The organism is Nitrosopumilus sp. (genome assembly GCF_025698945.1).
Taxonomy (GTDB): Archaea; Thermoproteota; Nitrososphaeria; order Nitrososphaerales; family Nitrosopumilaceae; genus Nitrosopumilus.
Genome location: NZ_JAILWM010000003.1, coordinates 210608 through 236914 on the forward strand (window position 1 = coordinate 210608; position 26307 = coordinate 236914).

25 protein-coding genes and 1 tRNA gene are annotated in these 26307 nt (G+C 34.0%); 17 read left to right on the top strand and 9 right to left on the bottom strand.

Features of this window, described 5'->3' with window-relative positions:
- The first annotated feature begins 78 nt into the window (after nt 1–78).
- From K5790_RS08040 to K5790_RS08085, 10 genes are all read left to right on the top strand, one after another.
- Nucleotides 79–330 (top strand): DNA-directed RNA polymerase subunit H, encoded by a 252-nt coding sequence (locus K5790_RS08040; RefSeq protein WP_297593997.1) that lies wholly within the window; start codon nt 79–81, stop codon nt 328–330.
- On the top strand, nt 331–3678 hold the full coding sequence (locus K5790_RS08045) for a DNA-directed RNA polymerase subunit B (RefSeq protein ID WP_297594000.1): 3348 nt from the start codon (nt 331–333) through the stop codon (nt 3676–3678).
- Nucleotides 3678–7469 (top strand): DNA-directed RNA polymerase subunit A', encoded by a 3792-nt coding sequence (locus K5790_RS08050; RefSeq protein WP_297594002.1) that lies wholly within the window; start codon nt 3678–3680, stop codon nt 7467–7469. Before K5790_RS08045 ends, K5790_RS08050 begins: the two co-directional genes overlap by 1 nt.
- A 29-nt stretch (nt 7470–7498) precedes the next feature.
- Nucleotides 7499–7729, top strand: a complete 231-nt coding sequence (locus K5790_RS08055) for an LSM domain-containing protein (protein ID WP_297594004.1) — start codon at nt 7499–7501, stop codon at nt 7727–7729.
- A gap of 77 nt (nt 7730–7806) precedes the next feature.
- Nucleotides 7807–8952, top strand: a complete 1146-nt coding sequence (locus K5790_RS08060; protein ID WP_367182875.1) for a hypothetical protein — start codon at nt 7807–7809, stop codon at nt 8950–8952.
- Nucleotides 8953–9003: 51 nt separating this feature from the next.
- Nucleotides 9004–10707 (top strand): tetratricopeptide repeat protein, encoded by a 1704-nt coding sequence (locus tag K5790_RS08065; protein WP_297594007.1) that lies wholly within the window; start codon nt 9004–9006, stop codon nt 10705–10707.
- 53 nt (nt 10708–10760) lie between these two features.
- Nucleotides 10761–11084, top strand: coding sequence for a ribosomal L7Ae/L30e/S12e/Gadd45 family protein (locus K5790_RS08070; RefSeq protein WP_297594009.1), 324 nt, complete (start codon nt 10761–10763; stop codon nt 11082–11084).
- A gap of 61 nt (nt 11085–11145) precedes the next feature.
- The gene (locus tag K5790_RS08075) at nt 11146–11610 is read left to right on the top strand and encodes a NusA-like transcription termination signal-binding factor (protein WP_297594011.1); all 465 of its coding nucleotides are present in this window, start codon (nt 11146–11148) and stop codon (nt 11608–11610) included.
- A gap of 3 nt (nt 11611–11613) precedes the next feature.
- Nucleotides 11614–12054, top strand: a complete 441-nt coding sequence (locus K5790_RS08080; protein ID WP_297594013.1) for a 30S ribosomal protein S12 — start codon at nt 11614–11616, stop codon at nt 12052–12054.
- Nucleotides 12055–12056: 2 nt separating this feature from the next.
- Nucleotides 12057–12656: a 30S ribosomal protein S7 gene (locus tag K5790_RS08085; protein WP_297594015.1), complete on the top strand. Its 600-nt coding sequence runs from the start codon at nt 12057–12059 to the stop codon at nt 12654–12656.
- Between the two features lie 12 nt (nt 12657–12668).
- On the opposite strand, the gene K5790_RS08090 is transcribed toward K5790_RS08085, so the two are convergent.
- Nucleotides 12669–12756: transfer RNA gene (locus K5790_RS08090), tRNA-Gln, on the bottom strand.
- 45 nt (nt 12757–12801) lie between these two features.
- Nucleotides 12802–13122 carry a hypothetical protein gene (locus tag K5790_RS08095; protein ID WP_297594074.1) on the bottom strand — a complete coding sequence of 107 codons (321 nt, stop codon included), beginning with the start codon at nt 13120–13122 and terminating at the stop codon, nt 12802–12804.
- 35 nt (nt 13123–13157) lie between these two features.
- Here K5790_RS08095 and K5790_RS08100 point away from each other — a divergent pair, with 35 nt between their 5' ends.
- A complete protein-coding gene (locus K5790_RS08100) occupies nt 13158–13862 on the top strand; it encodes a YkgJ family cysteine cluster protein (RefSeq protein WP_297594017.1) in 705 nt (234 codons plus the stop codon).
- Here the strand turns inward: K5790_RS08100 and K5790_RS08105 are convergent.
- On the bottom strand, nt 13859–14872 hold the full coding sequence (locus tag K5790_RS08105; RefSeq protein ID WP_297594019.1) for an NAD(P)/FAD-dependent oxidoreductase: 1014 nt from the start codon (nt 14870–14872) through the stop codon (nt 13859–13861). The two genes, K5790_RS08100 and K5790_RS08105, sit on opposite strands and share 4 nt — an antisense overlap.
- A gap of 147 nt (nt 14873–15019) precedes the next feature.
- Between K5790_RS08105 and K5790_RS08110 the strand changes: the two genes are divergently transcribed.
- Both K5790_RS08110 and K5790_RS08115 read left to right on the top strand, forming a co-directional pair.
- Nucleotides 15020–15622 carry a nitroreductase family protein gene (locus K5790_RS08110; protein WP_297594021.1) on the top strand — a complete coding sequence of 201 codons (603 nt, stop codon included), beginning with the start codon at nt 15020–15022 and terminating at the stop codon, nt 15620–15622.
- Between the two features lie 64 nt (nt 15623–15686).
- The gene (locus K5790_RS08115) at nt 15687–15920 is read left to right on the top strand and encodes a hypothetical protein (RefSeq protein WP_297594023.1); all 234 of its coding nucleotides are present in this window, start codon (nt 15687–15689) and stop codon (nt 15918–15920) included.
- Nucleotides 15921–15954: 34 nt separating this feature from the next.
- On the opposite strand, the gene leuS is transcribed toward K5790_RS08115, so the two are convergent.
- Both leuS and alaS read right to left on the bottom strand, forming a co-directional pair.
- Nucleotides 15955–18822: a leucine--tRNA ligase gene (gene leuS, locus K5790_RS08120; protein WP_297594025.1), complete on the bottom strand. Its 2868-nt coding sequence runs from the start codon at nt 18820–18822 to the stop codon at nt 15955–15957.
- Between the two features lie 4 nt (nt 18823–18826).
- Nucleotides 18827–21496, bottom strand: a complete 2670-nt coding sequence (gene alaS, locus K5790_RS08125; protein ID WP_297594027.1) for an alanine--tRNA ligase — start codon at nt 21494–21496, stop codon at nt 18827–18829.
- Between the two features lie 79 nt (nt 21497–21575).
- Between alaS and K5790_RS08130 the strand changes: the two genes are divergently transcribed.
- The 3 genes from K5790_RS08130 to K5790_RS08140 all read left to right on the top strand — a co-directional run bounded on the left by K5790_RS08130 (nt 21576) and on the right by K5790_RS08140 (nt 23192).
- Nucleotides 21576–22085 (top strand): hypothetical protein, encoded by a 510-nt coding sequence (locus tag K5790_RS08130; RefSeq protein WP_297594029.1) that lies wholly within the window; start codon nt 21576–21578, stop codon nt 22083–22085.
- A gap of 64 nt (nt 22086–22149) precedes the next feature.
- Complete coding sequence (gene rpl12p / locus K5790_RS08135) at nt 22150–22455, top strand: 50S ribosomal protein P1 (protein ID WP_297594030.1); 306 nt, start codon at nt 22150–22152, stop codon at nt 22453–22455.
- Between the two features lie 98 nt (nt 22456–22553).
- The gene (locus K5790_RS08140) at nt 22554–23192 is read left to right on the top strand and encodes a trimeric intracellular cation channel family protein (RefSeq protein ID WP_297594032.1); all 639 of its coding nucleotides are present in this window, start codon (nt 22554–22556) and stop codon (nt 23190–23192) included.
- On the opposite strand, the gene K5790_RS08145 is transcribed toward K5790_RS08140, so the two are convergent.
- Nucleotides 23189–24055 (bottom strand): 50S ribosomal protein L10, encoded by an 867-nt coding sequence (locus K5790_RS08145; protein WP_297594034.1) that lies wholly within the window; start codon nt 24053–24055, stop codon nt 23189–23191. The genes K5790_RS08140 and K5790_RS08145 overlap by 4 nt on opposite strands.
- Nucleotides 24048–24710: a 50S ribosomal protein L1 gene (locus tag K5790_RS08150; RefSeq protein WP_297594036.1), complete on the bottom strand. Its 663-nt coding sequence runs from the start codon at nt 24708–24710 to the stop codon at nt 24048–24050. The genes K5790_RS08145 and K5790_RS08150 overlap by 8 nt, the downstream gene beginning before the upstream one ends.
- Nucleotides 24711–24900: 190 nt before the next feature.
- Here K5790_RS08150 and K5790_RS08155 point away from each other — a divergent pair, with 190 nt between their 5' ends.
- Complete coding sequence (locus tag K5790_RS08155; RefSeq protein ID WP_297594038.1) at nt 24901–25332, top strand: Lrp/AsnC family transcriptional regulator; 432 nt, start codon at nt 24901–24903, stop codon at nt 25330–25332.
- On the opposite strand, the gene K5790_RS08160 is transcribed toward K5790_RS08155, so the two are convergent.
- Nucleotides 25333–25812 (bottom strand): 50S ribosomal protein L11, encoded by a 480-nt coding sequence (locus tag K5790_RS08160; protein ID WP_297594040.1) that lies wholly within the window; start codon nt 25810–25812, stop codon nt 25333–25335.
- A gap of 34 nt (nt 25813–25846) precedes the next feature.
- Nucleotides 25847–26305 carry a transcription elongation factor Spt5 gene (locus tag K5790_RS08165; RefSeq protein ID WP_297594042.1) on the bottom strand — a complete coding sequence of 153 codons (459 nt, stop codon included), beginning with the start codon at nt 26303–26305 and terminating at the stop codon, nt 25847–25849.
- Nucleotides 26306–26307: the final 2 nt, after the last annotated feature.

A 26307-nucleotide genomic window follows, 5' to 3' on the forward strand; every position in this document is an offset into this window, starting at 1 on the left:
TAACCTGAGCGTGAATTTTTTACAGTTTGTGTGTATTATTTGCTGTTACATTTAATGTTCGATCTGGAGGTTTTGTAGATGGCAACTAAGAAAAATCAAGTTTTAGTACCTGATCATATCTATGTTCCAAAACATGAAATTATTACAAAACAAGAAGCAGAAGAAATTCTAAAAAAATACAATTGTAAACCTACTGAATTACCATTAATCTTTGTAAACGATCCTGCAATATTGGGACTAGGTGTTAAACCAGGTGATGTAATTAAAATCACTAGAAAAAGCCCAACTGCTGGTGAAAGTCTCTATTATCGATACGTGGTGGAAATTTAGATGGCAGATCCCTCAACAAAACGTTGGCCAGTAATACAAGATATCTTAAAACGAGAAGGTATTGCAAGACAACATCTTAACTCTTTTGACGAATTTTTAGAAAAAGGTCTTCAAAGTATTATCAATGAAGTAGGGCAAATTGATATTGAAAACGCAGAATACCCATACAAAATTCAACTAGGAAAAGTAAAACTACAACAACCAAGAATGATGGAACTTGATGGTTCAATCACTCATATCACTCCTGCTGAAGCTAGATTGAGAAATGTTTCTTATTCCGCACCTGTAATGATGGAGGCAAGTGTTGTTGAAGATGGAAAAATTTTGGAATCCAGATTTGTCCATATTGGTGATGTACCTGTAATGGCAAAGTCCAATGCATGTATCTTGCATAATTTTTCTACTCAAAAATTAGTTGAGCATGGGGAAGATCCAAATGATCCTGGTGGTTACTTTATCATTAATGGATCTGAGAGAGTCATTGTAGGATTGGAAGATTTATCCTATAACAAAATTATTGTTGATAGAGAAACGGTTGGTGGAAATATTGTTTTCAAAGCTAAAGTATATTCCTCTATTGTTGGTTATCGTGCAAAACTAGAACTTGTAATGAAAAATGATGGATTAATTGTTGCAAGAATTCCTGGTTCTCCTGTTGATATCCCAGTTGTCACACTAATGAGGGCACTTGGATTAGAATCTGATAGGGAAATTGCAGCTGCAGTTTCACTTGTTGATGATCTTCAAAATGAATTAGAAGGATCATTTGAGAAAGCAGGTGATGTTCCAACCTCAAAAGATGCGATTGTTTACATTAGTAAAAGAATTGCACCTGGAATGCTTGAAGAATTCCAAATCAAAAGAGCTGAAACATTACTTGATTGGGGATTATTGCCTCACCTAGGTAAGCATCCTGAAAATAGAAAAGAAAAAGCACAATTCCTAGGTGAAGCAGCATGTAAGTTATTAGAATTAAAACTTGGTTGGATAAGACCTGATGACAAAGACCATTATGGAAATAAAGTCATCAAATTTGCAGGACAAATGTTAGCAGATCTGTTTAGAACTGCATTTAGAAATCTTGTAAGGGATATGAAATACCAATTAGAAAGATCTGGACAAAAACGTGGAATTAATGCTGTGGCTGCTGCAATTAGACCTGGAATTATTACTGATAAGCTCAACAATGCTATTGCAACTGGAAACTGGGGACGAGGTAGAGTAGGTGTGACTCAACTACTTGATAGAACAAACTATCTCTCAACTATTAGTCATCTTAGAAGAATTCAATCCCCACTTAGCAGAACTCAGCCAAACTTTGAAGCAAGAGATTTACATGCAACTCACTTTGGAAGAATTTGTCCAAGTGAAACTCCTGAAGGCTCAAATTGTGGTTTGGTAAAAAATCTTGCACTATCTGGAATTATCTCAGTTAATGTACCTTCTGAAGAAATTGTAGAAAAACTATACGATCTTGGAACCGTTCACTTTTTTGATGCTAAAGAAGAATTGAAAAAAGATGGAACAAGAATTTTTGTTGATGGTAGACTAATTGGATATTTTAAAGATGGCGAACAACTTGCAGAATCTTTAAGAGAACTTAGAAGAAACTCAAAAATTCATCCTCATGTTGGAGTCTCTTTCCATAAATCTGAAATTGAAGGCTCAACTAGACGACTCTATGTTAATTGTAATGCTGGTCGTGTTTTACGACCATTGATAATTATCAAAGACAACAAAGCTTTGCTAACTACCGAATTATTAGATAAGATTTCTAAAAAATTACTTTCATGGACTGATCTTTTGAGAATGGGAGTTTTAGAATTAATCGATGCAAATGAAGAAGAAAATTGTTATGTTACACTAGATGAAAAAGATACAAAGAAACATACTCATCTTGAAGTTTTCCCACCAGCAATTCTAGGTGCAGGAGCTTCAATCATTCCATATCCTGAACATAACCAATCTCCAAGAAATACATACGAGTCTGCTATGGCAAAACAAAGTCTTGGATTCTCTACTCCTATGATGAATACAAGTACCTATGTTAGACAGCACTTTATGCTGTATCCTCAAGTTCCAATCGTTAATACTAAAGCAATGAAATTGTTGGGACTAGAAGATAGACCTGCTGGTCAGAATTGTATTGTAGCTGTATTGCCATTTGATGGTTACAACATTGAAGATGCAATTGTTCTTAGCAAGTCTTCAGTTGATAGAGGATTAGGTAGAACATTTTTCTATAGAATCTATGATGCAGAAGCTAAACAATATCCCGGCGGAATGCGTGATAATTTTGAAATCCCAAATGCTGAAGATAATATTAGAGGCTACAAAGGAGAACGTGCATACCGATTACTTGAAGAAGATGGAGTAGTTGCATCAGAGGCTCCAGTTAAAGGTGGAGATATTTTGATTGGCAAAACTAGTCCTCCTCGATTTATGGAAGAATATAGAGAGTTTGAATCAACTGGTCCTTACAGAAGAGATACATCAATTGGTGTAAGGCCTTCAGAAACTGGAGTTGTAGATACTGTTGTAATGACTCAATCAAACGAAGGAGGAAAAATGTACAAGATTAGAGCCAGAGATATGAGAATTCCTGAAATTGGTGACAAATTTGCATCAAGACACGGACAGAAAGGAGTTCTTGGAATTTTAGCTAAAGCAGAAGATTTACCATATACTGCAAATGGAATGTCTCCTGATGTCTTAATTAATCCACATGCTTTCCCTTCAAGAATGACTGTTGGAATGATGATGGAATCAATTTGTGGAAAGGCAGCAGCACTACGTGGTAAAAGATTTGATGGTTCTGCATTTGTTGGAGAGAAAATGGATGAAGTTAAAGAAGTAATGGATGCACATGGTTTTGAATATTCTGGTAAAGAAATAATGTATGATGGAAGAACTGGTAAATCTTTTCCAGTCCATGTCTTCATTGGAGTTGTATATTACCAAAAACTACACCATATGGTTGCAGATAAAATACATGCAAGAGCACGTGGACAAGTTCAAATGTTAACAAAACAACCCACAGAAGGAAGAGCAAGAGGTGGTGGTCTTAGATTTGGTGAAATGGAAAGAGATTGCTTAATTGCATATGGTGCTTCAATGATACTCAAAGATAGATTACTTGACGAATCTGATAAATCAGATATTTTTGTATGTGAAAGATGTGGTCTAGTTGCATATCATGATGTTAAACAAAGACGCTATGTATGCAGAGTTTGTGGTGATAAAGCCAAAGTTTCATCCGTGTCAGTTGCATATGCATTCAAACTACTATTACAAGAGATGCAAAGTCTTAACGTAGCCCCACGATTGTTAATCAAGGAGAAAATCTGATGTCTGTTCAAGCAATTAAAGCAATAGATGGAATTCGTTTTTCTGTATGGTCTCCAACTGAGATTAGAAAATACTCTGTTGCTGAAATTACTGCACCTGAAACTTATGATGAAGATGGAATGCCAGTTCAAGGAGGTCTCATGGATGGCAGACTTGGAACTCTGGAGCCGGGACAAAAATGCTTAACTTGTGGAAATACCGCAGCAAGATGTCCGGGGCATTTTGGACATATTGAGCTAGCAGAGCCAATATTACACATTGCATTTATTGATAATATTTACAAATTATTACAATCTACATGTCGTTCTTGTGCACGACTAAAAGTTCCTCAAGAAGATTTAGATGCATTCAAAAAAATTAAAGACAAACATGCTGCATATACTGTAATTTCTCAAAAACGTATCCCCGAACAAATTATTGAGAAAGCTAAAAAAGCAAAGGAATGTCCACACTGTGGAAAAACGCAGTATGAGTTAATTTTCACAAAACCTACTATCTTCGTTGAAAAAACTGAAATTGGTGAACATAGATTACTTCCAATTACAATTAGGGAGAGATTCTCACAAATTGTTGATGAAGATTTAGAATTATTATCATATGATCCAATTACTGCCAGGCCTGAATGGTTTATTCTACAAGCATTACCAGTACCACCTGTAACTGTTAGACCATCAATTATTCTTGAGACTGGAATTAGATCTGAGGATGACTTGACTCACAAAATGGTTGACATCATTAGAGTAAATCAACGTCTCAAAGAAAGTAAAGAAGCAGGAACTCCACCATTAATTGTTCAAGACTTGGTTGACTTGTTACAATACCACTCTACAACATATTTTGATAATGAAGTTTCTGGAATCCCACAAGCCCATCATCGTTCTGGTCGTCCTCTTAAAACATTAACTCAAAGATTAAAAGGAAAAGAAGGAAGATTTAGAGGATCATTATCTGGAAAAAGAGTAGACTTTTCAAGTCGTACTGTAATTTCACCTGATCCAAACTTGGATTTGTCTGAAGTTGGAGTTCCAGAACAAGTTGCAATGAAATTAACAATTCCTGAAATTGTTACTGAATGGAATATTGAAAGAATGAGAAAACTCGTAATTAATGGGCCTGAAAAATTCCCAGGTGTTAATTATATTGTGAGACCTGATGGTGTAAAAATTAGATTGGATTTTGTAGAAGATCGTTCTACAATTGCAGAAACTCTTGAGAATGGATACTTGATTGAGAGACATCTTGCTGATGGTGACATTGTAATGTTTAACCGACAACCATCACTTCACCAAATGTCAATTATGGCACATTATGTTCGTGTCCTTCCAGGCAAGACATTTAGATTACATCCTTCTGTTTGTCCACCATACAACGCTGACTTTGATGGTGATGAAATGAACCTTCATGTTCCACAAAGTGAAGAAGCAAGAGCAGAAGCAATTCTTCTCATGAGAGTTCAAGATCAATTAATCTCACCAAGATATGGTGGTCCAATTATTGGAGCCCTTAGAGACTTTGTTACAGGCGCATACCTTCTCACAAAAGATGATACTACACTTTCTGTACAAGAATTTTCAAATTATGCAATGCTTGGTGGTTACATCGATCCACTTCCAAAACCTGCAACAAAGACAAAAGATGGTCCAGCTTACACTGGTAAACAATTATTCTCATTATTCCTTCCCAAAGACTTCAACTATGTTCTTACATCAAAGTGGTCCAAGGGAACAAAAGGAACTCCTAAAGATGTTGTAATTAAAAATGGTGAGTTAATCAGTGGTGTGATTGATAAAACATCCATTGGTGCAGAAGAGCCTGAAAGTGTATTGCATAGAATTACTAAAGACTATGGTAATGCAGTAGGCAAAAACTTCCTTAATTCTATTCTAATTATGGTAAAACAATTCATCACTCATTATGGCTTTAGTTATGGATTTGGGGACCTTGAAGTTCCTGAAAAAGAGAGACAACAGATTCTAAACGATATTCAAGAGACTTATGATGTTGTAGCTGATCTTACAGAACAATTCAAGAAAGGAACACTCAAACTTACAAGAGGTATGAAAGCTGAAGAAGCATTAGAAGCATACATTGTTAATGAATTAGGAAAAGCAAGAGACAAAGCTGGTTCTACTGCAAATGATTCTCTTGATGACTCAAATGCTGGAAAAATTATGGCTACTACTGGTGCCAGAGGATCATCTCTTAACGTAGGTCAGATGGCAGGAGCATTAGGTCAACAATCAAGAAGAGGAAACAGATTACATGATGGTTACAATAATCGTGCATTACCACATTATCAGGAACATGATAACAATCCTGATGCTCATGGATTTGTAAAATCAAATTACAGAGAAGGACTTTCTGCATTAGAATTCTTTTTCCACGCAATGGGTGGTAGAGAGGGGTTAGTCGATACAGCAGTTAGAACACAACAAAGTGGTTACATGCAACGTAGATTGATCAATGCATTAGAACACATTAGATTAGAATATGATGGAACTGTAAGAGATCCACACGGTCACATAGTTCAATTCCTTTATGGTGAAGATGGTATTGATGTCGCAAAAAGTGATCATGGTGAAGCATTTAACGCAAGTAGATTAGCCGAATCTCAAACTATTATTGACTCTGGTAAAAAAGCAACCAAAGAAGAAATTGACACTCTTGCAAAGAAATACACTAAAACTTTCAACCCAAGACTGACTACACTTGTTATTGATGCATTACATGCATCTAATCTTAGTAAAGAAGGAGTTGAAGCAGTATGCAAAAAAGGATTATCATTATACAATAATGCCCAAGTGGAACCAGGACAAGCTGTGGGAATTATCACCGCACAATCTATTGGTGAACCTGGTACCCAGATGACTTTGAGAACATTCCACTTTGCTGGAATTAAAGAGCGAAACGTAACATTAGGTCTTCCAAGATTAATTGAATTAGTTGATGCTAGAAAGAAACCTGTAACTCCAACCATGGATATCTATCTTGATGAGGAATCAAAGAAAAATCGAGAAAAAGCTATTGAAGTTGCACGTAATGTGTTGCAAACAAAGGTTAGTGCATTGATTTCTTCAAGTGAAACTGATTATTCTACTGAAATTAAATTAATTCTAAGTGAGAATAGACTAAGAGAAAGAGGATGTTCAATTGCAGAAGTTGAAGCAGCACTTGGCTCTAATAAAAAATTCAAAATCGAAACAACTGGTGAATTAATTACTTTGAAACTAGTTGATGAATCTGATACTGCAACAGTTATTGCGATTAGAAATAAAGTTCTCAACACAACTGTAAAGGGTGTGCCAGATATTGAGCGTGTAACACTAGTTCAAAAAGACGATGAATGGGTAATTCAGACAACTGGTTCTAATATTGCCAAAGTTCTAGAAGTCAAAGGCATTGATAAAAGAAATGTACGAACAAACAATGTCTTTGAAATTGCAGGTACATTGGGTATTGAGGCTGCAAGAAATGCATTGATTAACGAATTAAATCACACCCTTGAAGATCAAGGATTAGAAGTCGATAATAGATACATCATGCTTGTATCTGATTTAATGTGTTCTAGAGGATATATGCAACAGATTGGAAGACATGGAATTGCTGGCACAAAAGATAGTGTTCTAGCAAGGGCTGCATTTGAAATTACAGTACCTACAATTGCACATGCTGCGCTTGGAGGAGAAATAGAACAACTAAAAGGAATTACTGAAAATGTGATCGTCGGAAGTAACATTCCAATTGGAAGTGGAACTGTTGACCTTTACATGCAAGTCAGTAAGAAAAAATGAGGAATAATAGAAATTATTAGATGATAATTATGGCAGATGAAATTTCAACATTAATGGCTAAAAGCAAGAATAAAGTTGTTTTACTTCGATTACGTAACTCAAAAACTATCCAAGGAGTCCTCCAAGATTTTGATATTCATATGAATTTAACATTAGATGATGCTGAAGATGTTTCTGAGGAAAAACCAGAAAAACTTGGAACTGTTTTGCTACGTGGTGATAATATTTTAGCAATATCTTTGCCTGAAGATGAATCTTAAATTTTACTAAACATTAAATTCTATATTTGTACATTTGTAGTATGTTCTTTTTTTTGTTGCTACTGAATTTGATATTTTTGCCCGTATATGGTGAAACCATTCCTGATTATGATAATCCATATGCTCCAATTATTACAGATAAGTCCGTTTACACTTGGACTGATAAAGTAAAAATAAGTATTATAGCTCCTAGTTGGAATAGTGATAAATTTCTAATAAACTCAATAGGTGACAGTCAAGATCATCCAATTAAAATTTCTACTAGGGAGCATTCCTTAGATCAATATCGATTTACCGAAACTGATGTTAACTCAGGAATATTTACTGCAGAAATTACATTAACTGGATTTCCTCATGATGCTGATGGTGATGGGGATATAGACACTACCCCTAGAACATTTGGAAGTGGTCCTACAAGTGGCTTTTTGGAAGTTGATAGAGATTCTGGAATTACCATTTCATTTGAATTTGCAGACGGCGTCATCTTGACAAAATCTGTTCCAGTTAGTTGGAATTTGGGAGAAATTCAATTTGCAAAAGAGATTTTTTTTACAAATGATGCTATAGTGGTAATAGTAGATGATCCTGATATGAATCTCAATCCTGAAGCACTAGATCAAATACCGATTCAAGTTTCTTCTGATTCCGACATTGCAGGAATTGAGATTACTGCCATTGAAACATCTGAAAGCTCTGGAACTTTTATGGCTTCATTCTTTCCGTCTCAAACTTCCCCATCTAGTGGAAATAGGTTGTACTCTATAACTGGTGATAATATTGTTGCAAAATATAGTGATCATACCTTGCCAAAACCATATTCAATCAATGATGATTTAGAACTAGTTACTTTAACAAAAATTGATTCATCAGTATCCCCTATTGACAGATTAAAAAGTTCACCTGTTTTTCTTTCTGATAGTCTAGGTAGTCCTTTACAGTCAATATCTGAAAGCAATCAAGTCCAAATTGTTGGTAGTGTTACAAATCAACAAAATTTTATGCAAAAATTTGTTTACATTTTTCAAGTGAAGGATTCTGATAATTATGTGGAATCTATCTCTTGGATTCAGGGTGAAATTTCACCAAATCAGATTTTAGATCTATCTCAATCTTGGACTCCGCTAAAATCTGGAACATATCAAATTGAAACCTTTGTTTGGACATCATTAAAAGATCCTACTGCTCTGTCTTCCCCGAATTTCAAATTAATCTCAGTTGAATGATTAGTATAATTTCTACGTGATTATTAAATAGAAAAATAGGTTTTTACAGATGTGTTAGGATATTTAATTGGAATTTCGTTAGTGTTAACTGCATTATTTCCTCTTCTTGCAAGTGATGTTTTTGCAGATTCTTTTGTAGTAGACTTTGATAAGGAATCATATCATACAGGAGATTCCCTTACTATCTCTGGTAAAATTCTTGATTATAGAATGCCAGTGATTGCTATGAGTATCTATAGTCCTGATGGAAAAATACTCTCTGCAAATAATCTGGAAATTGATTCTGAGAAAATCTTTTCAAAAACTATCCAATTGGATTCTCCATTTTATGAACAAGCAGGGGAATATAAAATAAAATTTGATTATGGACAAATATCTCAAAACCACTTTTTTTCTATTAATGGTGATTTTCTAGACTCTGAAATTTTTAATGATGAATATGTAGAGCCTGAAATTATTCTACTTTATACTGAGAAATCTGCATACACTGGCAATGATGTTATTGAAATCACTGGACTAGTTTCTACATTGGATTCTCCCACTGTATTGATTGGAATTTATGATCCCTTTGGAATGCCAACTGGATTTTATTTTGGTACGATTGATTCTAATTTAGAATTTTCTACAAGCTTTCTTGTAAAATCTGGAGTGAATTTTAGAACTGATGGAACCTACTCAATAAAAGCACACTATGTAGAATCAGAAGCAACTTCATTTTTTGATTATTATGAAAACTTAGAACAACATGTTGATAATTCGATAGAAGAAGAAACCATAGAAGAAGAAACCATAGAAGAAGAAACCATAGAAGGAGAAACCATAGAAGGAGAAACCATAGAAGGAGAAACCATAGAAGAAGAAACCATAGAAGAAGAAACCATAGAAGAAGAAACCATAGAAGAAGAAACCATAGAAGAAGAAATAGATGAATTAATTCCTGAACCTACTGTTGTTTCTGATAATGAAACTAAAATAATTCAAAACCCTTCAACTAACAATCCAAATTCCCCTATTGTCTCAGTTGATGTTGGGGAAAATAATGAATTAGAAAATAAACCACAAAATAATGATTCTGCAATAATTAATGATAATTCTAAAAACATTTCATATGAAAATGAAAACCAAGAACAAGACAACTTAACTGTTGAAGATATTGAATTAGGTAAAATGCTGAATGAAATTAATTTAAAATGTGATTCAAGTAAATTGATTGACACCATATCATATTATGATGGGATGGGACCTGCACTATATCGATTGTGTCAATTTGATAGTTCGCTGAAGTTTTTTGATGAATCTCTACAAAAAAACCCAAATGACGTAGAACTTCTTGTAAACAAAGGTTCTGCATTAGCAAAATTGGGGTATTATTCTGAAGCAATAGTGTATTATGATCAAGCCATCAAAATAGATCCTGATTTCCTTCCAGCAAAAAATAACAAAGCAAACGCTCTTTCAAATTTAGGAGAGATTAATGATGCTGTAATATTATACACTGAAGTTCTTGAGGAAAATCCAAATTATTTTTCTGCTAGAAAAAATTTAGAATGGATTCTCTATGAAAATTCTAACATGCAAAACTCTGTCCAACCTATTTCTATAGAACATGTTCCAGAAAACATTTCATATGATGACTCTATAGAAAATGAAAAAACAGGTTTAGTTAATATTGAAAAACAAAAACCAATTGATTTTTTTGAAGAAATGGGCTTTGTATTTTCATCTTTAGGTTCACTGTTTGGATTTTTAAATTGATTTTTCAATAAACCTATAAAGCCCTGTTGAGACGATCGACATAAGGAAATAGGATGAGTAAGATACTTGAAAAATCATTAAAGGATGCCCTAAAAGAGGATAAGTTAACTATGGGCACTAAACAAGTTTTGAACTCTGTAAAAAATTCCAAACTAATTGTATTGTCTCAATCAGTAAAAAAAGAAATATTTGAAAAAATTGAATCAGATGCAAAAAAAGAAAAAATTCCATTGGTGAACTTTCAGGGAACTTCAGTCGCATTAGGAAGATTATGTGGCTTGCAATTTCGAATATCCACAATTTCATTCACATCAATAACTGATGCAAACATCAAATCAATTCTAAAAGATACTGAAGCTGAGGAAAATAATGAATAGATACATTAGTAATGAAAGTTTAAATGAGACTTTTTTTGTTCGGAGTTAAAAAGGAATTTTTATGACACAATCAATTAAACTTACTACTGATCAAATGCGCTTGATGTCTCTTTTCCAAAATGTTACAGGTGCAACTGCACGTGATTGTGTTGAAGATGAAAAACAGGATAGAGTAATTTTTGTAGTTAATACTGGTAAGATGGGATTAGCAATCGGTAAGGGTGGAACTCATATCAAATCATTGCAAAATATTGTTAAAAGAAATGTGGAATTAGTTGAATTTGATGAAGATCCAGCAAAATTCCTCACCAATTTACTGAATTCAAAACTAGTTGATGAAGTAAAAATAAATAAACGAGCCGATGGGTCAAAACAGGCAATAGTGATGGTAGACCCAAGAAAGAAAGGTATTGTAGTTGGAAGAGAAGGCAGAAATGCTGAGAAGGCAAGAATGCTAGCTAAACGATATTTTGATATTACGAGTGTATTAATTAACAGTCCTGAACGCGCTACATTGGAGATGTAATGATTGACAAAAAAATCACCACTTGGATTATTTGCGGGTAGAGTTCTTACAATTAAAAAGAAGAAACAGAGATGGGCAATTTCTACATATAAGAGAAGAAAACTTGGTATTGATAAAAAAGCTGATCCACTTGGTGGTGCTCCGCAAGCAAGAGGAATTGTTTTAGAAAAAGTAGGTATTGCAGCTAAACAACCAAACTCAGCTGTAAGAAAATGTGTTAGAGTTCAATTAATTAAAAATGGAAAAACCGTTACGGCATTTTTGCCACGAGATGGTGCAATGAATTTCATTGATGAACACGATGAAGTTCACATTCAAGGAATGGGTGCAACACAAGGTGGTGCAATGGGAGATATTCCTGGTGTTAGATTTAAAGTATTCAAAGTAAATGGAACATCACTTCATGAATTAGTTATAGGAAAGAAAGAAAAACCAAGGAGATAGAAATGGCTGAAACTAAAAACTTACTACTATTTAGAAAATGGGATTTGTCTAATATTGAAGTTAAAGATCCTGGATTAAAAACTGCCATTTCATTAAGAAAACAAATTTTACCTTATACTTTTGGTCGTTCAGCACTAAAACGATTCAACAAGGCTGATGTGAATATTGTAGAGCGTTTAATTAACAAAACAATGCATTTTGGTAAAAAATATGCAAAAAATACTGGTAGAATGACCGGTAAAAAAACTAAACTTCTCAATACTGTAAAAACTGCTTTTGAAATAATTGCCTTAAAGACTGGACAAAATCCCGTAGAAGTTTTAGTTAGAGCAGTTGAATACTCCGCACCAAATGAGGATACTACAAGAATTGTTTATGGTGGTACTGTATATCATGTATCTGTTGATGTTGCTCCAATTCGAAGGGTTGATTTGGCTTTGAAATTTATCTCTGATGCAATTAAAGAATCCACATTTTCAAATCCAAAACCAATTGAGGAACATATGGCAGAACAACTTATTCTTGCAGCCTCAAATGATCCAAATGCTCCTTCTGTAAAGAAAAAGAATGAGTTAGAAAGAATAGCACAAGCTTCTAGATAATAATTTTACCAGTAGCCCGAGGCAGATTCGAACTGCCGTCTCCGCCTATCCACTCTTGAGATCCAGAGGGCAGAATCCTTGACCACTAGACTATCGGGCTACTTGAAGAAATTTTGATGTTTTAGAATATATTCATTTGTTGTAATCATTTCATTCTAACTTCATGAATTGCAGTTGCATAATCACAATTTGCTCTTAATCTCATGTATGGTATTAATCTAAAATGAATTGAATAAATTTCACCTTCTTTTAGCAAAATTCCTTTTTGCATTAGAGAAACCAACCCTCTAGACGGAATTGTAATCGTTACATTTTTTTCCTTGCATATTTGATTGCGTTTTTCTTGAAATTGTTTTAGTGTAAATGCAACATCATTGATTTCTAAAATTAGTGGCCAAACTATTTCACTCCAAACAAATCTTCTATTTTGAGTGGCAGATGCATATTTTCCTTTATCACTCAACATTAATAACATCTGCAAAAGATGTTATAACTTAATAGTTGTCTCAAAAAGAAATTGAAGAATCACTAGATTTGTTGGAAAAAGATTGGGAAGTGGACCCAATTCTACGGCAATTTATGTTGGGAAAAGTCACTAATGTATCTGATTATCCAATCAAAGTTAAAGATGTGGTATTTCATATTCCATATTTGATTTCTCAAAAAAAATACATTTTATGGAAATGCTTTTGGCCTGATTGTCATAATTGTTGTGATAGGCAGGGAAGACTTCCTTTGACATCTGATGATCTAATTACAATAGGAAAAGGCTTGAAATATCAAAAACCTTCAGATTTTATAAAAAATGAAACACTTACCGTTACATATCGAGAACCTGGTCCCTCAGGTCAAATGACTACAATGACAACAATTAATCTAAAAAGAAAAAAAGATGAAACCGAAGCAGATGATGGAACTCATATATCCTGTAGATTTTTAGATGATAAAGGAGGCTGTAGCATGCATCCTGATAGACCTGGAGTATGCTATCTTTATCCATTTTCAAGCTGGTTGGAGAATGAAAAAGGAATAGCACGTGTTCATGCAACCTACCAATTTACAGGTGATTGTCCTGGGTTCTATCTTGAAGATAATTTGGAATCTATGAAAGAAGAGTTGAATAACTATTCCAAAATAATTTATGATTACAATATGGCTTCTAATAGAACTAATAGGGAAGGATTTGGCTCTGTAAGTTTTACTTAGGCTTTAGCCACTTTCATTAAATCTGCAATTTTAATATCCATTCCAAATCTGTCTTCATTCTTTTTCATGTAACGGAAAATTGCGATGAAGTCCGGTAGTGCTTTGAAGAAATTAAAATCTTTGTGAATTTTTGCTCTGACAAAATTAAACACTTTGGCATAAACTTTGTAATGTTTTTCTACAGCCTTTTCATATGCCTTAAAATCATGCATATTCTCCAAGAAAATTTCAACACATTGCATTGATGGAATAATTCCTTCACCTAAAAGTGCATACACTGTTCCAATAGATTCTCCAACACCTACAACTTTTCCTGAATAATATGGCTTGCATCTATCTGGTGTGGCTAATCGGATTGGACGTCCTTTGGTAGCAATCACTTTTCCTCCATGTTTTTTTAAAAATTCATCAGTAGCCTTGATATGATTTTTGTTGTAATCTCCTGCTCCAATGTGTGCCCATTTCTCACCTAGTGGAAAATACCAAAAGTATCCTGACATTCCAGGAAATGGCTCGATGTAAAAGTCATCATATGGAACTCCATTCTCATATTCAACTTTGTATTCATAAGTTGGTAAGAAAAAATCCTCTTTTAATTTTGGTAGATACACTCTATGAAATCCAGTACAATCAACTATCATGTCATACTCTTTTTCTAACTCTTCCAGTTTTGGTGCAGACCCATAAACTACATTACAATCTTTGATAAAGTCTTGAATTAATCCTAATTTGTTATAGGTACATAGTCCTTTCAATCCAATATCAAATTTTACATCATTGTTCATCTTTACGTGCATGTTTTTTCCATCATGAATTAGAAAATCATCAAAATTTCTCCCAGTTTTTTTACAAAACTCATCTAAAACCGGTTTTATTGTTCCCCAAGCACAAATTGAATCGTGTTTTTCTTGAGGCATTCTTTCGTATCCGACAACCTCGTGTTCTGAATTTTTTAATCTAGCCATGAGATATGATCCTGCAACACCCATTCCCATTACTGCAATCTTCAAGATGATCTGCTATCTGTCTGGCCTAATAAATACACTATCTGAAAATTCTTCATATGTCTATTTTTATGATTTGAATACTATGCATGATTGAATATCTAGACTGATTTATTTTCATTAAATTAAATTTGGTCATGATCTCAATAATATATGGATACAATTGATGCAATAAAACAGAGACGCAGTATCAAAAGTTTTGATAAAAATCATAAGATGACTGAAGATGAAATTAAACAACTTCTTGAATTGGCAATATTGTCTCCAACATCCTATAATATTCAAAATTGGAGATTTGTAATAATTACTGAACAAACTATCAAAGATAAATTATCTGAACTATCTTATGGACAACTGCAAGTATCTGAAGCCTCTTTGATTATCATATTGTGTGCTGATTTGAATTCATGGAATAAAAATCCCGAAAGATATTGGGCTAATATTCCTGAAGAGTCAAGAAATTCTCTTGTTGCTTCACTAAAAAACTCATACAAAGACAAAACTGAATTACAGCGTGATGAAGCAATGCGTTCTTGTGGAATGGCAGCTCAAACTATAATGCTTGCAGCAAAATCAATGGGATATGATTCGTGTCCTATGAAAGGATTTGATTATGATGCTGTGGGGAAAATGATCAATTTACCATCTGATCATTTAATTTCTATGATGGTAGTTGTTGGCAAAAAAGCAAAAGATCCCTCTCAACGTGGTGGGCAGGTTCCTCTATCGGAACTTGTTTTTAAAAATAAATTCTAAATTTTAAAATTATAATAACAACATGTTAGGATTCGTTTATTATTGATGACTCCTTAGAATCTCTATGGGTTTAGATGAGGCAATTCAGAAATTAGATACCTCAAATCAGGGATTGCAAGTAATTCTTGAGAACCTTAATGAGCAATTATCTGATATTCGTTCAGATCCAAGACTTGAAGGCTTAGTTGATGATTTAGAAAATCTATTTTATGCTTACCTTAAAACATGGATGAAAAGCAATAATGAGATTTTGGATATTCTGAAAAAAGAACAAAAACATTCTGCAAAAAAATCATAATCAAATTAATAAAAAAATAATTTTTTATTATTAGTTATTCAATTAGAATCGCAGGTTTGAATGGTCTTGCATGTCTAGCTTTTCCTTTAGGATCATAAATGTCTGAATCTGATTCAGAATACACTTGAACTTCTACACCAAATTCTTTCTTTCCAATACTGACTAATTCATTTGAAAGAAATTCTTTTTCATTAAATTCTGTAGATTCTAATTTTGTTTGTTTTATCTCCTCAGATTCTGAAAGTAAATCTTTGATTACTTTTTGAATATAGTCTGGCATTTTTTTGGCCTCAGCTGTTTTAGGGTCTGCAATTAATTCTTTCATTACTACTCCCATGTTGTTTTGACCCCCAACCATGATTTCAAGTATCTTGTGATACACAGTTTTTTTGAATTCATCTGAATTTACGTAGATTACAATCTTCTGTGGTGTGATTTTTGTAACTTTTAGAATATTTGCAATATCATTAATCGTAGACTTTAACAACTCTTCGGATTGAATTGCAATAGCATCCACATTGTTTTTAGAATATTCCGGCCATTGTGACTTTGAAACCAGTCTTGAATTTCCCAACTTTTCCCATATCTCCTCAGCAATATGTGGTGCAAATGGTGATAGCATTGCAATTCTAGCTGAATTTATCTTGTATAGTATTCCTGAAACATCTTTTCTGTCTTTAGCTTGAACTCTTTTGTTATACCAGCTCAAATTGGATTCAAATGTAAATAGTATATCGTGCAATCCTTCACGTAATCTCATCTTCTCAATTGATTCAGTAACCTGATGTATCAAATTCTGAGTCTTAGATAAAATCCATCTATCTTCCGTTTGCAATTCTGAAATGGGTTCATTTTTTAGCCTAGAGCATTCCTCAAGAAGTGATTCTAGCTTATTTTGAATGCCAGATACTGATTCCATGTTAAAATCAGCATCTTGGAGTAATTCAGCTGATGAAATGATTGCTAATCTGATTGGATCTGCTCCATGATCTCTGATGGCAGTACGTAATGGAATGATATTTCCCATACTCTTTGACATTTTAGCACCATCCATCATGACACTACCATTGACTACAATTTCTTTAGGCCATAACTTCTTTTCAAATATTGCAACATGATTTAAAATAAAAAACGACAAATGGTTCTGAACCAAATCTCTGCCAGAATGTCTTGAATCAACCGGATAAAAGTAAGTAAACTCTTTTTTAATTGAATTAACGATATCCTCAGAAAGTTTAGATGTGTCAGCAGCTAGTTTCAAATCTCCACTGTCTAACAAAATATAATCAAAGAATTCTTTTGTCAAGTTTTCAGGTTGTACTGTACCGTCATTAACAAAGCGTGAAAGAGTATAGTATGCCATATAGATTACACTATCTGATAGGCTCTCTACTATCCAATCTTTATCCCATGGTAGTTTAGTTCCAAGCCCTTGCTGTCTTGCACAAGCTCGCTCATGTAACCAATCAATCACTTCTTTGAATTCTGTTTTGATGTTGCTTGGAAGAATGTTCATCTCATCAAGACAAGTCCTTGCTAATTCTTTCCATTCTTCATCCCCATAATTGAGAAACCATTGGTTGTTCAATATTTTTACAACACATTCTGCACCACAACGACAACGTACTGGTGCATTCTCAAGTACTGGGAATTTTTCTAGATGACCATTACCCTTTAGCCAAATTCTGATTTTGTCTCGTCCAAACTGTACTTTTTCATTATTGAATTGACCGCATTTTTCGTTTAATTTACCGTCTGTAAATTCTTTGAGATACAATTCTTTTGTGGCTTCTTCTAATTTTTGGTCTGATTGATCTGATACTCCTAATTTTTCACAAATATCTTTTGCCGGAATGATTCCATAACCTTCAGTTGATATGATTGGTATGGGCTCAATTTTTGAGGCTAATTCATAGCCTTTTGACTTCAAATCTATCAAAGCTTGGTAATCTTTTGGTGCGTGAGCTGGTACTGACATTACAAGTCCTGTTCCCATATCCGGCTCTACAAAATCAGCTGGTAAAATCGGAATTTCTCGCCCATCATGATTTATAGCATATTTTCCAATAATCTCACTTCCCATTATTTCTCCATCGATTTTTACTTGTTTTTCAAAAAATGAAATCTTTTTTGCACCTTCTTCTGAAATTATCCATTTCTCATTATCTACTGTAACTTTTTTGTATTCTGTATTTGGATTGACCCACAAATTTGTGATTCCAAAAATTGTTTCAGGTCGTAGTGTTGTAATTGGAAATATAAATTCACCAAATTTGAATTTGATTAAGAAATTTTTATCATCAATCTTAGGTTCTACATCGCCCATTGTATCGTGTTGTGATACTGGATTTTGATCATCAGGACACCAACCAACTGGATGACTCCCTTGAATTATTCTACCCTTCTCTTTGAGTGTTGTAATTTGCCATTCAATAAATTTCTGATAACCTGGAACTATGGTGGTAAATTCTCTACGCCAATCAATGGAGTAGCCCATCTCGATCATTCCAGACTTTATCTCTTCATGGAAATAATCTGCTATCTTTATTGGTTCTACAAATGTTTTGATATCTTCTTCTGGGACATGGTAAATATTTCGCAATCCATCAAGAATTTCTTTTTCTCCAGCTTGAATTTTTCTTGCCATTCCAAGTACGGGAGTTCCGGTATAATGAAATCCCATTGGAAATAGAACATTATATCCACGCATTCGATAAAATCTGGCATGCACATCAGCTAATGTGTAAGTTCGTCCATGCCCTATGTGTTGTGGCGAGTTGGGATATGGATATGCTACCGTGATGAATTTTTTTGGTTTTTCATTTGGATTTGTTTCAAAATCTTTTGATTCTATCCATTTCTTTCGCCATTTGTTCTCTATTGCATTCCAGTTCATTGTCATAGTATTATCCTAAAATCATTGATTTTGCTTTGGTTATTGCCTGCTCCATTTTAGATGTGTCTTTTCCACCCCCTTGGGCAAATTTTGCGTCACCACCGCCAGACCCTCCTAGAATTGATGATATTTCTTTGGCAATCACGCCTGCATTTACGCCTGATTGTTCTCCTGCATACACCATTATTCTAACTGTTGGACCTGATTCAAAAATTCCACAAAATGCAGCAGTGTTATCTTTGGCCACTAACTTTTTACCAAAATTCTGATGAAAATATTCATCATAATTTCTACTTGCAGTAAAGCAGAGTTTGTTGTTTACTATGATTCCATCAAGTTCTCCTGATTGACCGTCAAGAATCTTTTCTAACAAAATGGGAATCTGTTCTCTTGCTTTTTGTTTATTCTCTTCTCTTCTTTTCTCCAGTTCTGCTTTTTGTGCAGCTTCATACTCCTTATGTTCTGATTCAATCTCTTGTTGTTTGACATACTCAAATGCATGAGGACCTGAAACAAATTCTAGTCTAACTACCCCATCTTGAATTCTTTTTGTCTTTGTAATTTTGATTAACTCAATGTCGCCCGTTTTTTTAACATGTGTTCCACCACATGCTTCTATATCTTTATCTTCAATTGACACAATTCTTACTGACTTTACAGGAACTACTCCACCTTGATAAATTCTAAATCCATATTTTTGCTCTGCAGTTCCTCTATCAAAATATTCTATATTCACAGCTAGATTTTCTTTTACCATGTTGTTTGCAGTATCTTCAATTTCTTTTACTTGTTCCTCAGTTAATGAGGAATGATGTGTAATGTCTAATCTAGCATGATCCTCTTCTTTGAATGCAGAATGTTGCCAAATCCATGAACCTAAAATTTTTCGTGAAGATGCATTTAGTATGTGAGTACTTGTATGATTTTTTGTAATGTTTGCACGTCTAGTTGCATCTACTTTACATGATACTGTTTCTCCTTCTTTTGGAACTCCTCCTTCTAGCTTGTGAACTATGATGTTTGCATGCTTATCTACATTGATCACTTTGAATCCTGCTATACTTCCATGGTCTGGCTCTTGTCCTCCGCCTCTTGCATAAAATGATGTTTTATCTAATACCACTTGATCATCAAAAACTTTGATTACTTTGGCATCAAATTCCATTGGATCCTCTTTGTAAAATAGAGTGTCTGTCTCAGGTAATTCTTCTAATGGTAATTCTGCAATTGCTTTTTTCTTTTCTGATTGATGTAAATCTGATAGTTTTGAGTAAAATGATGATGGAATCTCTGAAATTGCATCTACTTCTTTGAGATATTCTGGTGTAATTCCATCTGATTCGTAAAGTGTGATTAATTCATCTACACTTGGAATGCCCTTTTCGCGAATCTTTTCTGCCTTCTTCTTCATGTGGACTTTTGATTCTTCATATCTTTGTGATTCTATTTTTAGTATTTTTTTAACATCGTCTCTTTTTTCATCAAGCTCAGGGTATGTATCTTTTAGATAATCAATATGCGAATCAATTAGTTGGTCAATGTCTAGCTTTAGATTTTGTTTGCTAATAGTTGCATTAATTCTACGTAACATCATCCTTAGATTGTATCCTCCTCCCACATTACTTGGAAGGGCACCATCTGTAATTGCAAAAATTAGAGTTCTAAGATGATCTGCAATTAAATAAATTCCTTCAAGTGGTGATATCACTTTTGTTAATTGTTCATCAGATAATCTCGCTTTCTTTATTGCATGTCGTCTCACATCATTTAGATCCTCAAAATTATCAAGAGCCTTTGCAATTTCTGTAAAATATTTCTGTAAAATATCTGAATCCGAATCTATCCCAATCTTTTCAAATAATGTCTGATTAATTGGACCAAAACAGCAATCATATGCAGTAGGTGTTCCCATTGTAATCCATGCAAATCTCTCAAGACCTGCACCCATGTCAATAATCCTTTGATCAAGTGTTGTATGTTTTCCCAACTCTCCTTGAAATTCTGTAAAAACTGCATTACCTAATTCTAATCCTCTAACAAAATATTCTAGCGATGGACCAAAAGAACCCCCACCTGCCCATACATCTTCTACAAACACCACTTCTTCTTTTTTTATCCCAAACTGATCAGTTAGTAATCTATAATCCAAATCAATACATTCATCTTTCCAGTATCCTTTTCCATCAGGAATGCTGTGTTGGCCAATCATGCAAAAACTAGAAAAATGTCTTCCTGTAACTCCAACATTTTCCAAATCTTTGAATCTTAAACAAGTTTGGGGTACAACTAAAGGATTTGCAGGAAATTCAAAAACTACTTTGGAACCCATTATCCTTTGAAAATCAACAACAGATGCAATTGTAAAATATAGATCATCACGCCATCTGCAAACCACAGGATACCTGCTAACTGAAGTATGATTATTTTTTACAAAAAATTCTTCGACTTGTTTCCATGATTGAGTGTAATCAAACCTCTTTGTAGTTGGTGGTTCTCCAATGAAAGAATAAGTATCATCAGCATCATCTGGACATAAACTACGTTCAGAATCTAATGTCCAAAAAAATCTTCCACATTTCAAGCAAGATTTTCTCACAAATCCTTGTTCTTCAAATAATTTTACCTTGTAATATCTGTCAGAATCAGATGAAAATTCTTTTAGAATCTCTTTTTTATCCAACGATGAAGGCTCCTCTCAACCGATATTAAGAATTGTCGATTAATAATACATTAAATAGAATACATGATTCACACTACTCATGTTTGGGAAGAAACCTACTCTAAAGGAAGGAACTCATATCTTCTCTGTAAAAAAGAATGGTGATTTTTATGACTTTATTTTTGGTGTCGTTACTGGAATTGATGGGAGGAAAGTTGGAGTAAATGGTGTGATAGTAAATCCAGTTGGACTCAAAAATAAGATATCTCAAGGAAAAACTGGAGAACGTTCTAGAGAAATTCTTGAGAATCCTACTCCTGATAATGTGGTTTTGGCTTTGGTGTATAGAGTAGAACATGAAAATTTCACTGATGTTTTAGATCTTGATTTAGACAAATGTGATATATTGCCACCAAAAATCTATACAATGTTGGATGGTTGGATTCGTGAATCTCTTCCAGAATTTATCAATGCAGTATTATCATTGCCACCTGGTGCTGAAAGAGATGAAGCAAAACGTGTTTTAAAACATAGAATGGAAACTTTGGTGGATAAAAATCTGAAAAGAACCCTTTATGCGGTATGTCGCAGTCTCAAAATTTTGAACTAATGTTTTAATTTTAGGCATGAATTCTCCATAGTTTTATATTATGCCCTAAGAAATTCTCGATACAATGGAATATGTTTACGCTGCTTTACTTCTTCACAAACTAGACAAAGAAGTTAACGAAGCAAATCTCACTTCAGTTGTTAAAGCATCTGGAGCTGAAGTTAATGATGCTCAAGTTAAAGCACTAGTGGCAGCCTTGGCCGATGTAAATATCGATGAGGCAGTTAAAGCCGCACCTGTCGCAGTTGCCGCAGCAGCAGCACCAGCAGATGCAGCAGCCGGTGGTGAAGCAAAGAAAGAGGAAAAACCTAAAGAAGAAGGTAAAACCGAAGAAGCAGCCATGGAAGGATTATCTTCCCTATTTGGCTAAGCAACTTTTCTTTTTTCAATTTAATTTTGAATTTTATTTTACATAATCCCGATCATCTTCATTAATCTTAATTAGTAATCATACTGCCGTTGTATTGATTGGTTGATTTCTCTTTTCCCATAGATGGCTTTATTTCTATTCTTGATTACTTGGGAACAATTGCCTTTGCAGTAACAGGTGCATCAAAGGCCATCTCTCACAAAGCAGACATTTTTGGAATAATCGTATTGGCATCAGTAGTTGGTGTCGCAGGTGGAATTACACGTGATGTGATATTTGGAAGATTTCCAACTGCATTCTCTGATCCAATCTATATCTCAATTACTGTTATTGTTGGTGTTGTAATGTTCTATCTTTATTCAAAAATGAAAAAACAGATGAACGTCTGGTTAATCTTTGATGCAGTAGGATTGGGAGTTTTTTCAATCATTGGGGCATCAATTGCATATCAGATTGTTGGATTAAATTTTCTGCCAATGCTCTTTGGAGGAATGATAACTGCAATAGGTGGTGGAATTCTTAGAGATGTATTTGTTAGGGAGATTCCTATTGTATTTGTTAAAGAAGTATATGCAGTTGCTTCGATTGTTGGTATTGTAATATTTTATGCAACTCTATCTTCGGGAGTAGATATTCAAATTTCTTCAATAATAGGAATTGTTTCAGCTACTGGAATTAGATTACTTGCAATAAAGTATAACTGGAATCTTCCAAAAGCCAAAGGTAGTATTGACTAGGCAGGGGTGTAATCTTTTGCTTGTCCTGCAAGAGATTTTGCCTGAGCATTTGCCTTTTGTAAGATCTGTTCTTTTGTCTCATCTGTCATAAATCCTGACTTTATTGATACTGAACGTGCGGATTGTACTGCCTTGCTGAGAATCTGTGTGATGTTATCTGGAGTAACGTATGCTGCTTCAATTGATAATGAAATTGCCTCTTGATGTGCTTGAGCAAATTCATTTCTAATCTTCTCGACATCAATTACTAATTCATCTGATGCATAAGTGGTTCCTTCTTCTAATGCTGAATAAAGCGAAATGCCTGCTTCCACTGGTTTAATGTCTAATTTTCCTAGAATTGATGCTAATTTTTCATTGATTGCTTGTCCTTTTAGTACTGGTGTGCTGTCTTTTGCAATCCAAATTGTGCCTTGATCAATTTTAGTTGGAATTCCTGCTTCTTTGAATTCTGTTAGCATTGGTCCTGGGGCAATTCCTGTATTTTTAGCTGGAACTAGGATATCTACACTAGCAATATCTCCTCCTCTTGCAGCCATCATGATTTTGTTTTTGGCTAGAAGAACATTGAGTTTGAATGGGGACATATTTGTGAACATGAACATACATTGTTCTGTCAATTCTTTTGCAATTTCTTTAATTCCTGGAATATCTAAATTCTCAAATGCTTTCTGTGCAACTTTGTCTTTGATACTTACAAATTCAACATCTTCTTTGAGAATTTTTCTTAATGGTAAAATTTGTGTCGAACGTACCTTTTTCATTTTGATTAAAGCAATTACTTTGTACTTTTTTGGTAACTCTTGTAATTGCTGATACATCTGAGCTTTTCTTTTAGGATAAGTGGTTCTATTTTCATGCAAATTTCTTCTTAACCTCTTGTACTTGTTTAATTGGCTTGCCCATAGTTGTTTTAATCATAATTCTTCTCATATTCTTCTCTCCGTTTGGCAGTTTTTTCTCAACTGCATTAATTACTGCATGTGCATTTACTGCTAAATCTGAATCACTCATAGACTCATCTCCAATTTTACATGACATTGATAGAGATGCTCTTGTTCTAACTTTAATTGATGATCTGAATCTTTGTAAGAATGCCTCAATTGGTGCATTAAATGGAACTGGTGTTGGCATTTTTCCTCTAGGACCTAATAGCTGACCTAAAGTTTTTCCAACCACTGGCATTACTTGAGTATCTGCCAAAAAGAAATCATATTTGTTAATGAATTTTCTTGATTCTCTTTTGTTTGTTGCAAATTTATCTAATTCTGCAGTTCCTACCACCGCATCTGCATTTGCCTGTTTTGCCTTTTGACCCATATCTCCTGTTGCCATAACACATACTCTTGCTGGTGAATCTGTTTTTGGCAACTGAACTACTTCGTTTAGCGCAAATCCTTTCTTCACATCAATATCTTTGAAATTCATAATTAATTCAATAGATTGTTTGAACTTCCTCTGTTTTGTAGCAGACTTGGCCTCATTGATCATTTTAGCCAGCTGAGCCTCTGTAATCATTACGAAGGAATTCTAGGAAGCCTACTTAAAATCGTTTAGTGGATAGGATTTCCAAGATGAGTTTATTTTAAAAAATTACACATTTTAATTAAAAATCATGTAAATCCACAGCAAAAAAACCTCAAAACCTACATATATTAAATGACAAATTCGTTTTTCTAATACGTTGCACCGTTTTGATGAACTTGATATGAAATTACTATTCGAATTAACTAAAGATGGCTCAATTTCTGTTCCAGTACTATCTAAAAAACTTGGAATTAATGCATCTGTCCTTTACAGTAGGATTAAGAGATTGATGAAGAAAAAACTAATCAAAAAATTTACCATCGAGATTGATGACTCTCTTCTTGGAATTGGAGTAAAAGCTAATGTGGGTATAAATCGAGATCCAAAGTTTAAGGACGCTATTCACAAGAAATTCTTGGAAACTCCTGAAATTGTTTCAATTTCAGAGGTTACAGGTAGATTTGATATAATGATTCAAGTATATGCTCAGAATCTAGAAGCACTTCATTCTGTAGTAATTGAAAAGATAGGTAAGATTGATGGAATTCAGAATACTGAAACTTTTGTTGAATTACAAAAAACCGATAAAGATCCTGTTTACTTAATTCAATAATTATTTGAATTTTTCATCCCATTTACCTTCATTGATTTCTGCTGTGATTTCTTTAGGTGTCTTTCCTTCTACTTTGACTCCTAATGCAAGACATGTTCCAATGATGGTTTTTGCAACTGATTTAATTGATGAAGCATAAGATTTTTCAATTTTGGTATTTGCAACTTTTAGAATTGAATCCATAGTTACATCGCCTGCCCATTCAGTTCCTGAAGCACCTGAACCTTTCTGAATACCTGCTTCTTTCATAATTAGTGCAGCAGCAGATGGGATTCCAATTTCAATTTCATATTTTTTAGTATCACTGTCAACTATTACTGTTACAGGAACTTTCATTCCTTCAAAATCTTTAGTTTTTTCATTAATTGCATTAATGACTTCCATAATATTTACTCCTAAAGGTCCTAATGCAGGTCCTAATGGTGGTCCTGCTGATGCTGCTCCTCCTGTTACAAGTGATGATACTTTTTGTTCTCCCATATTTTTTCAGTCCTAAATGAAAATTTAATCCTTCCTAAGCCTCACTAGATAATTTTAGATAATTGGCGTCAACTGTTACTGGTAATTGATATGATGCATCTAACAACACTACTGTGGCCTCTTCTTTTTCAACATCTATTCTGGTAATTGTTGCTTTCATTCCCTTAAATGGACCACCTGTAATTTCAACTACATTATCTACTGCTAATTGTGAAACTGTTGATTTTTTGATTAGATATCCTTCAATATCTTTGAATTCTAATTCTCCTCTTAATTGTCCACGAATATGTCTAACGCCTTCTACTGCCATATATGCATCACTTGGATTGATGGCTTCAATTACGACATACCCTTTTAGATTATCAACTAGTAAAACTGATTGAATGTTAATTTGATTTGAATTAGCTTTTGCTTCTAATAATCGCATTACCACTTTTTCTTGGCCACCAGTGGTTCTTATTGCAAACAAATGTGATTTAACTTCCTCAGACAATT

Excerpts from the sequence above, each read along its gene's own strand:
- K5790_RS08040 (WP_297593997.1), top strand. The coding sequence starts at position 79 with ATGGCAACTAAGAAAAATCAAGTTTTAGTACCTGATCATATCTATGTT.
- K5790_RS08045 (WP_297594000.1), top strand. The coding sequence starts at position 331 with ATGGCAGATCCCTCAACAAAACGTTGGCCAGTAATACAAGATATCTTA.
- K5790_RS08050 (WP_297594002.1), top strand. The coding sequence starts at position 3,678 with ATGTCTGTTCAAGCAATTAAAGCAATAGATGGAATTCGTTTTTCTGTA.
- K5790_RS08055 (WP_297594004.1), top strand. The coding sequence starts at position 7,499 with ATGGCAGATGAAATTTCAACATTAATGGCTAAAAGCAAGAATAAAGTT.
- K5790_RS08070 (WP_297594009.1), top strand. The coding sequence starts at position 10,761 with ATGAGTAAGATACTTGAAAAATCATTAAAGGATGCCCTAAAAGAGGAT.
- K5790_RS08075 (WP_297594011.1), top strand. The coding sequence starts at position 11,146 with ATGACACAATCAATTAAACTTACTACTGATCAAATGCGCTTGATGTCT.
- K5790_RS08085 (WP_297594015.1), top strand. The coding sequence starts at position 12,057 with ATGGCTGAAACTAAAAACTTACTACTATTTAGAAAATGGGATTTGTCT.
- K5790_RS08095 (WP_297594074.1), bottom strand. The coding sequence starts at position 13,122 with ATGTTGAGTGATAAAGGAAAATATGCATCTGCCACTCAAAATAGAAGA.
- K5790_RS08110 (WP_297594021.1), top strand. The coding sequence starts at position 15,020 with ATGGATACAATTGATGCAATAAAACAGAGACGCAGTATCAAAAGTTTT.
- K5790_RS08115 (WP_297594023.1), top strand. The coding sequence starts at position 15,687 with ATGGGTTTAGATGAGGCAATTCAGAAATTAGATACCTCAAATCAGGGA.
- leuS (WP_297594025.1), bottom strand. The coding sequence starts at position 18,822 with ATGACAATGAACTGGAATGCAATAGAGAACAAATGGCGAAAGAAATGG.
- K5790_RS08130 (WP_297594029.1), top strand. The coding sequence starts at position 21,576 with ATGTTTGGGAAGAAACCTACTCTAAAGGAAGGAACTCATATCTTCTCT.
- rpl12p (WP_297594030.1), top strand. The coding sequence starts at position 22,150 with ATGGAATATGTTTACGCTGCTTTACTTCTTCACAAACTAGACAAAGAA.
- K5790_RS08150 (WP_297594036.1), bottom strand. The coding sequence starts at position 24,710 with ATGATTACAGAGGCTCAGCTGGCTAAAATGATCAATGAGGCCAAGTCT.
- K5790_RS08155 (WP_297594038.1), top strand. The coding sequence starts at position 24,901 with ATGAAATTACTATTCGAATTAACTAAAGATGGCTCAATTTCTGTTCCA.
- K5790_RS08160 (WP_297594040.1), bottom strand. The coding sequence starts at position 25,812 with ATGGGAGAACAAAAAGTATCATCACTTGTAACAGGAGGAGCAGCATCA.